Origin of the sequence: Phaeobacter italicus (genome assembly GCF_019801785.1) — a bacterium.
Classification (GTDB): Bacteria; Pseudomonadota; Alphaproteobacteria; order Rhodobacterales; family Rhodobacteraceae; genus Phaeobacter; species Phaeobacter italicus.
This window is the reverse complement of the sequence record NZ_JAHVIJ010000007.1, coordinates 25,327-37,299: the sequence shown is the minus strand read 5'-3', so window position 1 is coordinate 37,299 and position 11,973 is coordinate 25,327. Positions and strand designations below refer to the sequence as shown.

The 11,973-nt window shown below is 59.6% G+C and carries 10 protein-coding genes; 2 read left to right on the top strand and 8 right to left on the bottom strand.

The features are described from left to right. Nucleotides 1–5: 5 nt before the first annotated feature. The 3 genes from KUV39_RS16060 to KUV39_RS16050 are packed head-to-tail and all read right to left on the bottom strand — an operon-like array spanning nt 6 to nt 3,827. The gene (locus KUV39_RS16060; protein ID WP_168578231.1) at nt 6–1,295 is read right to left on the bottom strand and encodes an O-antigen ligase family protein; all 1,290 of its coding nucleotides are present in this window, start codon (nt 1,293–1,295) and stop codon (nt 6–8) included. After that, a complete protein-coding gene (locus tag KUV39_RS16055; protein WP_222460304.1) occupies nt 1,292–2,560 on the bottom strand; it encodes a glycosyltransferase family 2 protein in 1,269 nt (422 codons plus the stop codon). The genes KUV39_RS16060 and KUV39_RS16055 overlap by 4 nt, the downstream gene beginning before the upstream one ends. Beyond that, nucleotides 2,553–3,827 (bottom strand): glycosyltransferase family 2 protein, encoded by a 1,275-nt coding sequence (locus KUV39_RS16050; protein WP_222460303.1) that lies wholly within the window; start codon nt 3,825–3,827, stop codon nt 2,553–2,555. Before KUV39_RS16050 ends, KUV39_RS16055 begins: the two co-directional genes overlap by 8 nt. Nucleotides 3,828–3,953: 126 nt before the next feature. On the opposite strand from KUV39_RS16050, the gene KUV39_RS16045 reads away from it, so the two are divergent. After that, nucleotides 3,954–4,868, top strand: a complete 915-nt coding sequence (locus KUV39_RS16045; RefSeq protein ID WP_244998411.1) for a sulfotransferase domain-containing protein — start codon at nt 3,954–3,956, stop codon at nt 4,866–4,868. Between the two features lie 24 nt (nt 4,869–4,892). On the opposite strand, the gene KUV39_RS16040 is transcribed toward KUV39_RS16045, so the two are convergent. The 3 genes from KUV39_RS16040 to KUV39_RS16030 all read right to left on the bottom strand — a co-directional run bounded on the left by KUV39_RS16040 (nt 4,893) and on the right by KUV39_RS16030 (nt 9,101). Further along, on the bottom strand, nt 4,893–6,185 hold the full coding sequence (locus KUV39_RS16040) for a family 16 glycosylhydrolase (protein ID WP_222460302.1): 1,293 nt from the start codon (nt 6,183–6,185) through the stop codon (nt 4,893–4,895). Between the two features lie 490 nt (nt 6,186–6,675). Then, entirely contained in the window at nt 6,676–7,800 is a 1,125-nt protein-coding gene (locus KUV39_RS16035; RefSeq protein WP_222460301.1) for a ParB/RepB/Spo0J family partition protein, read from the bottom strand. Further along, a complete protein-coding gene (locus KUV39_RS16030) occupies nt 7,797–9,101 on the bottom strand; it encodes an AAA family ATPase (protein WP_222460300.1) in 1,305 nt (434 codons plus the stop codon). The genes KUV39_RS16035 and KUV39_RS16030 overlap by 4 nt, the downstream gene beginning before the upstream one ends. A 584-nt stretch (nt 9,102–9,685) precedes the next feature. On the opposite strand from KUV39_RS16030, the gene KUV39_RS16025 reads away from it, so the two are divergent. Next, complete coding sequence (locus tag KUV39_RS16025; protein ID WP_050672373.1) at nt 9,686–10,369, top strand: DnaA N-terminal domain-containing protein; 684 nt, start codon at nt 9,686–9,688, stop codon at nt 10,367–10,369. Between the two features lie 75 nt (nt 10,370–10,444). Here the strand turns inward: KUV39_RS16025 and KUV39_RS16020 are convergent, their stop codons facing one another. After that, nucleotides 10,445–11,224 carry an ABC transporter permease gene (locus KUV39_RS16020; RefSeq protein WP_008563448.1) on the bottom strand — a complete coding sequence of 260 codons (780 nt, stop codon included), beginning with the start codon at nt 11,222–11,224 and terminating at the stop codon, nt 10,445–10,447. Beyond that, nucleotides 11,221–11,973 (bottom strand): ABC transporter permease, encoded by a 753-nt coding sequence (locus KUV39_RS16015; RefSeq protein WP_008563347.1) that lies wholly within the window; start codon nt 11,971–11,973, stop codon nt 11,221–11,223. The genes KUV39_RS16020 and KUV39_RS16015 overlap by 4 nt, the downstream gene beginning before the upstream one ends.

The window sequence follows — 11,973 nt, the reverse complement described above, 5'->3', positions numbered from 1 at the left end:
TGCCCCTAGCCACTGCGCGGCACGTCCGTCCATCGCCCCAGCGCACGACCGGCATAGATCCACGCCATCGCGATCAGCATGTGGCGGATCGAATGCTCATTGTAGATGACGTTGTCCGACAGGGCTGCGACCAGATTGATCAGAATGTAGAACAGGAAATACCCGGCTGTGACACTGCCATCCTGCAGATACCACTGAAAGCAACGGATCACGACGCCAATCAGCAAGCCGAAAAAGGTGACAGCGCCCAACAGCCCATTGCCGACCATCAGCTCGATATAGCTGTTGTGAAACCAATAAAGCCCCTCATCCACATAGGCTTCGATATACAGCCGCGCATAGGAGGGAACTGACCAGAACGCCCCAAAGCCCACCCCACCCAGTGGGGCCTCTGCGATCTCCTCCAGACCAAAAGCCCAGATCACGGTCCGCCCGGTCAATGTGCTGTCCTTGCCCAGCTTTTCCAGCAGCAATCCCAGCGCATCTATTCCGGACAGGACAATCACAAGCGGCACCAGAAACAGCACCATCAGCGAAAACACCAACGCCACGCGCCGTGCGGTGCCCCCCCAGCGCCGGATGTAGAGAACCGGCACGTAGATTGCGAGAATGGCAAAAGTCACATAGGCCCCTGCCGATTGCGCCATGCCCAGGACCGGGATCATCAACGCCGCGCCCACCAATCCGACCACAGCCATGCGCCAATAGAAACCAAGGCTCACCAGCCCATGCGCCGCATTCACGGTCGCCTTCGCCAGCGAATTCTTGTGCATGTAGATGCCTTTCAGCGCGCCATTGGGGTGGTAGGCCGGCGCAAGAAAGGTCACGACCGAGTTCAGGTAGGAAAACACCACACCAATCGCAGAGGTCAGGCTGACGACAATCATTGTCCGATGCGCCGGAATGGCAGACGCAATCCGGATCGCAATCAACGTCGTCATTGTCAGCTGAAAACTACGATATGCCGTAACCGGTGGATTGACGCTCCACAGGGTTGACGCCATCGCAACCAAACAGGGCAGCAGCACCGGCCACGCCTGCCATATGATCTTGGCGCTTTGTCGCCAGTCCCGCAGAAACCACAGCACCGTCAGCGCATAAAGCGCCATCCAGCCCGGAGATTGAAACCCGAGGCGATACACAACGCCGGTTCCTGACATCGCCGCAAGGATCAGATACCCCATGTGGATCTGCCCACGGGTCAACCAGAACCCGCCCCGATTGCGCCGCAAGCTGGTTTTCGATGCGTTCCCCCCCTGAGGTCGAGGCGGGTCGGCATCCGCTGTCATGGTCATTGCGCTGCCCCTTTGCTGCTCGGGCTTGTCCCTTTCGCCTCAGACGCTGCCAAAGCGGGATCTGCTACAATGGGTAACGCGTCTGGCGCTGTCGATCCAGTCACAGTGGCTTGGGCTGCGGGCACCATCCATGCCGCTGACTGCCCGATGGTGCCACTTATGCGCAGCCGCACGACGCGGCGAGAGGCGGCCGCTGCAAGCTTGGACCAGAACCCCGCAGCAGAATGGCTCAAATCCAGTGAACCGTCGGATCGGCGCGGAACAGGCAGCGCTCCGGCGCCCTCCCCCAGATGCCAAACCACCGGTCGGCGCAAAAACCGCGAGACAATAGCCTGCAGCCGCAAGCCTGCGCGATTTCGCACAACCGCACCGAACCAGATCAGGTGATCCGGCCGGCCCAGCGTAAGCCAGACAGCCCGCAACCAGCGCCCCGCTCGCACCTCGCGCGCCAGCACCAGCTGCGCGTGACGCCGTTTCAGGGATCGCAGCCGCCTGCGCAGAGCGGCGTCGATCTGCGGGGCGTTGATATCTTGTGCAATCCGCCTGAGGGCATCCATCTGCGCCGTCAGATCCGCAGGCACATTGCGATAAGACACCGATCCCGCATGGCGCCGGTAGAGATAGGCCGCCATCGGCAACACCCACATCTTTGCACCGGACAGCACCAACCGCAGATACAGGTCGTAATCCTCTCCAACACGGAGCGCGCTGTCATACTCCAATTCTTGCAGGGCATCGCGACGAATGAGAGGCTTCAGATAACCGACGTGTCGCAGGCCGGATCGCTCCACGCCGCTCAAGACGATATCGTTAACACCCAATCGCCGCGGCTCTGCTGGCCCATGTTGTCCGAGGATCGTCTCGCCCCGCACCATTGGCCGGTCTGAAAACAGGATGAGATCATCGGCAACGAAATCGGCCTGCAGTTTCAAGGCAGACGCCAGCATCAGCTGCAAACGACTTGGATGCTGACTGTCATCGCTGTCGCAGATCGCCACCCATTCCCCTGTCGCTATCGCCAGAGCGTCATTTCGCGCAACAGCCGGGCCACCCACCGAGGTGCGCCGCAATGTTCGGACGCGCCTATCCTGGGCCGCAAACCCTTGGATGATCTCCCAACTGTTGTCTTCTGAGGCATCATCGACAACGATCAGCTCCAGATTGCTCAATGTCTGTGCAAGAACCGCCGAAATCGCGAGCCCGATGTAAGCGGCCCCATTGCGGTTCGCCATCACCACAGAGACGAGCGGACCGGATCTATCCATTTTGGCCGCCATCACCGAAAAACGGTCTGGGCAGATCACTTTGCACATCAGACCGGGCCACGATGTCCTGAGCCGCAGGCACACGCCACGCGGCCGACAAACCTGCCGGATCGCCGTAGGTCAATGTCAGCGCGCAACGCGACGCAATGAAACACAGCTCTGCCCACAGCGGGCTTTGCGCGTGATCCGCACCCAAATCTGGCACCCGCCGCCACTCTCCGGCCTTGGGATGGGGCTGACCCGGCGCGATCAAATGGATGGTCCGGCTCTCTCGCCCGGCATCAGCAGGGGCGATCCGACGCGAGAGTTTCGCCCCGACCGCAGCCAGCAGCGGTCGCAGCAATCCGGGCCGTTGCAACAAGCCACGTGCAGCCGCCCACAATCGGGCCGCTTTCAGATCATCGGCAAGCGCTTCGAACGCAAGACGGCCCTCCAGAATACGCCTGCGATCTGCGATAATCTCTTTCAGATCCTTCAGCTGATCCGCATTCAGACTGCCGCACAGGTGCTCCATCGCGTCGATCGCTGCCAGAACCTGCGCCTGGCTGGATCGATATGACAATGACCGAGGGTGGCGTCGGTACAGATACAGCGCCTCCGGCAGCACCCACATCGTGCCCCCCTGCAGCAGAAACCGCAGATATAAATCCTGATCCTCACCAATATGCAGCGTCTCGTCATAGCGCAGCACCCCAAGCGCGGAACGTCGCATCAACGGCTTGAGATACCCCAGTTGTCCACCCCCCTGCCCCTTGGCCGGGATCCGCAGCATATCTGCAGCTGTAATTTGCCACGGGCTCGCCGTTGCAGCTTCGCCCAAGACACTCTGCGGGGCTGCCAGCGGCTCGGTGGCAAAATGGATCATATCATCAGCCACGGCGTCTGCTGACAGCGCCTCAGCCGCCCGCAGGAGCCGGGCAAGACGATCTGGGTGCATGACGTCATCAGAGTCGCATATTGCCAGCCAGTGCCCCCTTGCACGGCTCAGAGCCCGGTTTCGGGCGGCCGCAGGCCCAGACGGTCTGTCGTGGCAAAGCACCACAATGCGGGCATCCTGTGCTGCCAATCTGTCGAGGATTTCAAGCGAACCATCGGTCGAGCCATCGTCCGCAACAATAAGCTCCAGCCGGTCATGGCTCTGCAACAGCACGGAACGGACAGCCGCCTCCAGATAGGCTGCGCCCTGATGGTTTGCCATGATGACGGATACCAATGGCGCCGTCGCGCTCGCCTGCCCCGCCGGTGTCGTTTCGCCCGGTCCCTGCATCTGCCTGCCCATCTTTGTCTTACCCCAGATCTAGCAGCCCGTTTTCCATGGCGCCAGTAGAGCAAAATGTTAAGACTTGTTAATACCGCAAAGCACCGAACAACAAAGACCAACCAAGGCACCAAGATGAGTGAGCAGCGCAAGGCCCCCTCCCCCGGCAAGAGTGAGTCTCAAGAATTGCACCGAACCGGCCCGACGCTAATCGGGATCGGCGCGCAGAAATGTGCCTCGACCTTCATCCATGCCGCGATCGGCGCCCACCCCGATGCCGCCGTTTCCGACCTGAAGGAGATTGAATTCTTCAGCGCCTATTTTGATCGCGGTTACAGCTGGTATTGCGGCCACTTTGCGACCGGCGCCGAAAAACCCGTCCGCTTTGAGGCATCACCATCGTATTTCTACGATCCGCGCTGCCCCGCGCGCGTCAAAGCCTTCGACCCAGACATCAAGATCGTCTGCTTGCTACGGGACCCCATCGCGCGCGCCTATTCGAACCACCTGCATGAAGTGATCAAGGGCCACATCCCCCCGCTTCCTTTTGCACAGGGGCTGGCAAATAATCCCGCGTATGTCGAACAGGGGTTTTACCACCGCCACCTGAGCCGCTGGCTCGACACGATGGGGCCTGCACAGGTGCTGGTGCTGCTTGCAGAGGAGATCAGTGCAGATCCGATTGCCGCCGCTCAGACAGTGTTTCGCTTTGCAGGCTTGGATGACGCCTACGTCTCGCCTGTTCTGTCGGAGCGGCGAAACGAGAGCGACCGCGCCCGCAGTCCGCTCCTGCGGCGCGCGCTGCGTGCGGGCGGGGACCAACTGCGCAAGGCAGGTCTCGAGGACGCGCTTGCGCGGGTAAAGCAAACAGGACCGGTTGCGACCCTGTTGCAGGCAAACTCTCAAAACATGCGAGAGGTGGTCCCACCGATGACCGAACGCGACCGCGAAACCCTGCTGGGGATCTTTGCGGATGATCTGCGGGCTCTGCCCGATCTCTTGGGGAGAGAGAGCCTTCCTTGGGACAGCTGGAAGGCTCTAAACAGCTAATCAGACACCAATGTACACATATGTCTAGAAAAGGATCGCATCCTGCGCAAGCAACAGGTCCAGCGTCAGCACCTCTGCCTTGTCGTCGATCACCGCAATGTTTTTCCACCCGTCCGCGGTTTCCATCTGGACGAGATCGCGTGTCCCCCTGCCCCGCTCGCCATCCAGCCAACGAAGTTGGTCTGCGCTGTCTATCCCCAGCGCACTGAAATCAAGAGTGTCCCCGTGGGACAGCCGGAAGTCATTGACCCGATCCGCCCCACCCGCAGGTTTGAATACGAACACATCCGCGCCCCCGCCGCCACGCAGCTGGTCGAACCCTCCGCCACCATTCAGACGGTCGTCTCCGCTGCCACCCGCCAAGCGGTCACGACCGCCCCCGCCGAACAGGAAATCATCGTCTTCCTTTCCACGCAGGATGTCGCGCCCCCGGTTGCCATAAAGATGGTCAGCCCCCTTGTCGCCAACAACCTGATCATTGCCCGCCGCGCCACGGATCAGGTCATCACCTTCTGTGCCAAACAGATCTTCTGCGGCAGAGGTCCCCGTGACCTCGCTGGCAAAGGCGGACTGGTTTCCATCCGTGCCGTCGTCCCCCGGCAATTTGACCTCTTCGATAACCGCGACCAGAGGCGGTGCATCGGGATCGGGCGTGCCAGCCCAGGCCGATTGTTTTTCAGATACCGCCCAGAGATCAGCAAAGCTCTTGACCGGGCCGGAATACCAAACCTGCCCCGGCATATCTGCGGCGCTGTATTCCGCCAGAACCTCACCATCCACCCGGAAAATCGCGCTGCTGCCCGTCAGCTCGATTTCGTAGGTATGCATCCCCTCCGAGGCGTCAAACCCAAGATCAATGACCTGTGTCCCCGCGGGGCCATCCGCCAGTCGGATCCTGCTACCGTCCTCGGCCTCCATATGGATGCTCAGCTGGACCTTAGTTGTGTCGGCGCCCACAAACTCGAAATCGAACTCGAGCCAGCGGTCATTTTGATAGTCCTCCTGAAACAGGAACATCCCGAAAACAGTGCCGTCCTGCATATCCGGCGCCTGTGCGGTCCAGGACCAAACCCCGGTTTCATGCGCAGCCTCTGACTGGATCTCTCCGCCGGAGAATGTCCGCTCACCAGCGTCATTGTCGGACGTCAAATGCAGTTCCACCGCGCCATCGGAATTGATGACGACGTTTTCTGCAGACCATTTGGTATCGACAGACTGGCCCGCGTTCCAGGTTGAGACCAGCCAATCATCCTCGTCCCGTTGCTGCCCCGGCAGGCGCAGATCAAGAATGGGATCGGTGTCTTCAGTCGTGGTCATTCTGGCGTCTCCAAACCTGATGGCCGCTTGTGCGGTCTTGCCTCAGGTTTGGTTTTTGAGGCGAAGCATGGCGGGATTGTGCCATAATTGCCGCCTATTGATGCCTCATTCATAAAGTTTAACACAAACTCAATACCCATCTTAGAGGGTTCCATTTGAAACGAATTGGACCCAGGCCCTGTGGCCCACAACGGGCCACAAAGCGGCATGACAAATGATACCGCACAGGCCAGAGCGCTGGACCACACGGCAATATGCGCCGCCGTCCCCGCGGGGACGCGACAAGAACTGGCCCGGCAGGACCAAGGGAAGCCAAAACAAGGCACCCGACAAAAACCCGCGACCCGGCAGATGGATCAGGGGCTAAGGGCGGATGCGGCAGCTACATTAATGACTGTTAACCATCGCCGTGCGCTTTGCCAGAAAAAAAGGCCGCCCCGGGGGCGACCTTTCTGGTCCGTAGATGGTTGTGCGCTCAGCCTTTCAAGGATCAGCCGTCACCGTCCAGCGCATCAAAAAAGGCAGAGATCGCATTCTCCAACCGTTTTTGATCCACGGCCGAGAAGTCCCGCTCCATCGCCATTTCAATCCGGCCATCCCGCGCCTGGCACCGCACTGTCCCCGCGGGGACAACGCAGCGCAATGTGGTCTTGGCCATGCCGGGTTTCTTTTCCGTGGTGGCGGTTCCGCGCATTTCGGTAGGTGCCTTCAACGCCTCCTTCAAAACAGCCAGTTCTTCCTCGGCTGTAGCAAAGATCGCACCGCGCAGCACAGCCTTGAGCCGTTCGACAGCCGCTTGATCTTCGACCAGCCGCTTCTTCAGATCCAGACCGAGCGCCCGCGGAATAGCCTCAGCAAAGGACAGCTCTGCACCGATAAGTTCAAGCAGCTCGGCGAAGTGGCGAATATAACTGCGCTTCTGACGCCCGGCAGAGGCATAGAGGATCGCAACCGCATCCTCGACCGTCTCGGAGGAGGTTTCCGGATCCTGTGCATACGAAAGCGCGAGCTGCGCCATCTCGGCAAATGAGATATCACGACGGACAAGGTTTTCATCCACCATGCGCCGATAAAGGCCCTGAAGCGTCTCGCCGCGTGCCACCAGACCTGCGGGGATTTGCCCGTAAATTTCGTCTCCGGTTTCGGCATAAAGCGCCTGATAGGCCGACAACCGACGAAAGCCCTGAACCAGCTGATAGCCGTCGCCGTCTTCCTCTACCCGGATGGGGTTGGACAGCCCAAGATCACGGATCGACTCTTTCAGCTCATCCAGATCAGGGTCACGATTTACCGCCCTGTCACGGATCAACTTGCTCGTCGAAATCTTGTCGAGCGGGATACGGTCCACCACCAGACCCAAGTTTTTGAGGCGAACGAATTCATGCGCGAGCCGGTCATTTTCGGCGCGGATGTTTTGCTCTGCTTCGGCACGGGCTCGCAGCGCATCGGCGTTTTCGCTGATCGCAGTTGCCATCGGCCCACGGCGCGCGTCACCCGCTCGGCCCATCGATTTGGTTTCAGGTGCGCGGGCAGGGGGCTCCGCAGCCGGGGCAGGGGAGGGCTCCGGCGCGGGGTCAGACGGAAAGTTGATGTCGAACATTCTGCGCTTGCTCATGCCTCATCCTCCAGCTTGTTCCATGCCTCCAGGGCATTGCCCTTGAATTCTTCGTAAGCCTGATCAAACGACGCCCGTGCGCGCCGCCAGGTCTCGCGTGTCATATCCCGATAGTCGATCTCGTAGATCGAGCTCAGGAAGCGCCCTGACTGTTCGACCGCCCGGGTCATTTCAATCGGGTGATCTGTCATCCGATCACCGAACACCTTGAAGAACGCATCACGCATCGCCCGGTGCAAGTCATTGCCGGATTCATAGCGCGTCAGAAGAAAGCGGACCTCCTGGAAAACCTTGGGAAGGCTGAATGTCCCCGCGGGGACAACACCGTTGAAGGCGGACAGATCTTCCAGCGCTTCGGACAGCTGCCCGATAAATGAGGTGGTGGAGTCATATTCCCAATACCCGGGCCCGGACGGGATATAGAGCATATCCGCAGCAAACACCGCATTCATCGACTGGTAGCCAATGGCCGGCGGGCAGTCGAAGATCATCATGTCATAATCTTCGGAGGGCAGCTGATCGAGGTAGCGCGATACCGCCGCAAAGAATGACCATTCCGGATTGAGATGACGATACTGCGCTGAGGCGAATTCAACAAAGGCGGCGTTGGCACAGCTTGGGATGATATCAATGGTGGGCCAGCTTGTTGGTTTGACAAAGTCGCTGATCCGCAAATCCTGCAAGCCCATGCCTGTGATCGCGTCAGGCAGGCGCCGTTCGGGCAGGGCGTTCCCACTTTCCGCGCCGCGGGTTGTGGCGTTCATCCGCTCCGTCTCGCGGACCAGATCACGCGCCATGATCCCCCAGACGGTGTAGTCCTCCGTCACGTCGCTCAACCCCATCGAATGGGACAGCGTCGCCTGCGGGTCAAAATCAACGCAGAGAACCCGGTAGCCATCCAGCGCCGCCGCGTGGGCAAAGTGCAGCGCCACGGTGGATTTCCCGGCACCGCCCTTAAAGTTTGATACCGCCACCCGCAGCGCGCGTTTGCCCGCCGGTCGTTCCGGCATCAGCGACTTCCGGTTGACCTTCAGGCGCCTGCGCAGCTCATTGATCTCTTCCAGCGAATACCAACGCTGCCGGCCATCGGCTTCAACATGGCCTTGAGGCAGGCTTGGGTCTGCTGCAAGACGGCCGCGCAGGGTGGATTGGTTGACTTTGAAAATCAGCTCCGCCACTTCCCAGCTGGAAAAGCGGCGCAGGGTTTTTTCCATCTGTGGTGAAAACGTCTGCTGCCGGATCCAGGTCTGCATCTTGAGCGATCGCGCCTGCATCTGTGCCAGGTCTTGATGGGTAAACATCTCTGCTCCTCAATCTTACGTCCGACATTATTCTTGCCTTCGGACGCTTTTTCTTCCTCAAAACCCGTTTACGCCGATTTTGCAAAAAACGCAAAACCTATTATCGTAGCAATCAGCGTCCTGTCCCCGCGGGGACATCCTGCGCAAAAGCGTCTGAATTCCCTTATTTTACGGGGCACCCGATTCGGAACCGCATCACGGAGCCACGCGGATCTTGAGAGTCTTTTGAGGCGCTACAGACCCTTATATAGGGTGACACTGCTTTCCCGCCCTCGACATATTGGGGGACATTTTTGCGCTAATAGGGGACGCTCTGTCTGTCACCCAATACCAATTAATACCGATTTTTGATTCAAAAATGGAATTGGGAATGGATACCCGATCACTGAGCCCTTGACAGAATCGTGCCGCTGGACGCAAATCAGATACACAAACTGAAATGCGTTGAGTTCGGCACTGACCCATACCTCTTGGCAAATAGAGGACCGGTCCTTTTTTCAGCCATCAACGTCCAGCAGGATCTCATGGCCAACATGAGACGACGAGGCACCCGTTCGCGCACGGACGGAGACATGAGGGCAGCCATGCTTGCCAATAAACCAGTCGGGCGTAATGCCTCGGCATTGAAGTATGATATTCTGACCGCGATGGGGACTTATGCCTTGTCGCTGGAAAAAGGACCACAGCGACTGGTTCTCCGGTTCATGACCCTGATGACGGCGCGCTACAACTGGCAGCGTGATGAGCTCGCCGTTGGTCAGCGCGAGATCGCACGAATGTGGTCTGTAGACGAACGAACCGTGAAACGCGAAATGGCCAAGTTGCGCGCTTTGGGCTGGCTTATCGTGAAGCGCCAGGGAGCCCGGGGTCGCGTCACTGAATACGGCTTTGATCTTGAGAGGATCCTGGAAGACACCAAAGCCAGCTGGCCTGCGGTCGGCCCTGACTTTGAACATCGGATGAAAGGCGCAAACGAACCTGAGCGTAATGTCGTGCCTCTGATGACCGGGACGGCAGCACCTGCGCCTGATGTCTCTGACGGGACAGAGTGGAGCCTGGCCAAGGCTGTCCTGCATCAGGAAGATGGTGCCACCTACACCGCCTGGATCCAGGCTCTCACACGGGAGAGCAGGGCAGGGGGGAGATTGGTTCTGAAGGCCCCCAGCCGGTTTCATGCCAACTACGTCATCTCGCACCTGCGCGACCGGTTGCTTGCAGCCTGCCGTGATGTCGACGACGATATCGAGATGCTGACGATCCTGTCTTAGTCACGGACCCCAGACAGAGAAGAGGCCCCCACCGGCAAGCGAGGGCCCGTGTGACGAGATCACCATCAGGACGCCCTAGCGCTGTGCGCTTGGCACCTTGTTTTCGAACCAGCGAAACCCAAGGGTGATGACACCAGCGATTGCCATGTAGACCAGCGCCAGCAAGAGCAGAGGTTCATAGACAATAAAGGTATCGGATCGCACCCGCGAAGAGACCGCGTAGATGTCGAGGACCGTGATCGTTGCCACCAAAGGCGTCGCCTTGAGTTGCAAGATGGTTTCCCCGCCCAAGGTCGGCAGAACGTTCCGCACAGCCTGAGGAAGCCAGATGCGGCGGAACATTGTCATACGGGGCATCCCGAAGGATTTCGCTGCCTCCAGCTGGCCCTTGGCAACGCCAGAGAAGGCCCCGCGCATCACCTCGCCCTCATAGCCCGCATAAGACAGCGTCAGCGCCAAAACAGCATATGGCCACGCCTGCCGCAGATAGGGCCACAGCTCGCTTGAGCGGATCCACGGAAACTGCGGGAAGAGAGAGCCGAGGCCGTAGTACAAGAGCCAGATCTGAAGCAGCAGGGGGGTGCCGCGGATGATGGTGCAGAACAGCCGGGCAGGGGCCGCCAGATACCAAGGGCCAATTGCCTGGGCCAATCCAAGCGGCACCGCCAACGCAAATCCAAGGATGCTGGTTACAACGAGGATCCAGACTGTGGTCCACAATCCCTCGGCCGCAAGCGGTGCATATTGCGGGATCCAGTCCCAGCGCAAAGACAGCGCACACCAGACAACCAAAGCTGCAAAAAGGATCATCATCACGATCCGGTGGGGAACAAACAGCGATTTCAAGGATGTCATGGCTGCCCCCCTTTGAGCGACGGCTGTCCCCTACGCGCCCACCGTTCGATCCAGCCAAAGATCAGTCCCGAAAACAGCGTGACCAGAAGATACAGCGCCCCAGCCGCCAGGAAGAAAGTGAAATACGCCCGGGTGCTGCTGGCGGCCTGTCGGGTTTCAAGGGTCAGCTCGGCAAAGCCGACAATCGCAAGGAGCGCGGTATCCTTGGTTGCGATCAGCCACAGGTTTGCCAGACCGGGTGTTGCAAAGCTCATCATTGCGGGGATGGTTACCCGGCGCATGGTCATGAAGGCCGGCATGCCATAGGCGCGGGCGGCCTCGATCTGGCCCGGGGGCACGGCTTTGATGGCGCCGCGCAGGACTTCGGTGGCATAGGCACCCTGGACGATGCCCAACACCCAGATGCCCGCAACGATGCCGCTGATTTCAACGCGATCATACCCCATCGCAGTTGCCGCCTTGTTGATGAGATCGGTGCCTACGTAGTAGAGGATGAGGATCAGCACCAACTCCGGGACGGCTCGGATGACGGTGGTGTAGATGGCCAGCAGATCCCGCAGGACCGGCCCCCCGTACAATTTGCCGTAGGCGCCGAAGAGGCCGATGATCAGGCCCATTCCAAAGGCGCCAAAGGCGATTTGAAGCGAATTGAGGAGGCCCCTGAGCAGGTTGCCGCCCCAGCCCGGTGGAGAGAGCGCAAGCAATTCTGCGCTCTCTGCCAGTCCCAGCAGTTCAAGGACGTTGGTCAC

What these genes read in the sequence shown, in the direction of transcription:
- KUV39_RS16040 (WP_222460302.1), bottom strand. Translation starts at nt 6,185, where the DNA reads ATGACCACGACTGAAGACACCGATCCCATTCTTGATCTGCGCCTGCCG.
- KUV39_RS16050 (WP_222460303.1), bottom strand. Translation starts at nt 3,827, where the DNA reads ATGCAGGGACCGGGCGAAACGACACCGGCGGGGCAGGCGAGCGCGACG.
- KUV39_RS16035 (WP_222460301.1), bottom strand. Translation starts at nt 7,800, where the DNA reads ATGAGCAAGCGCAGAATGTTCGACATCAACTTTCCGTCTGACCCCGCG.
- KUV39_RS16055 (WP_222460304.1), bottom strand. Translation starts at nt 2,560, where the DNA reads ATGGATAGATCCGGTCCGCTCGTCTCTGTGGTGATGGCGAACCGCAAT.
- KUV39_RS16060 (WP_168578231.1), bottom strand. Translation starts at nt 1,295, where the DNA reads ATGACCATGACAGCGGATGCCGACCCGCCTCGACCTCAGGGGGGGAAC.
- KUV39_RS16045 (WP_244998411.1), top strand. Translation starts at nt 3,954, where the DNA reads ATGAGTGAGCAGCGCAAGGCCCCCTCCCCCGGCAAGAGTGAGTCTCAA.
- KUV39_RS16020 (WP_008563448.1), bottom strand. Translation starts at nt 11,224, where the DNA reads ATGACATCCTTGAAATCGCTGTTTGTTCCCCACCGGATCGTGATGATG.
- KUV39_RS16025 (WP_050672373.1), top strand. Translation starts at nt 9,686, where the DNA reads ATGCTTGCCAATAAACCAGTCGGGCGTAATGCCTCGGCATTGAAGTAT.
- KUV39_RS16030 (WP_222460300.1), bottom strand. Translation starts at nt 9,101, where the DNA reads ATGTTTACCCATCAAGACCTGGCACAGATGCAGGCGCGATCGCTCAAG.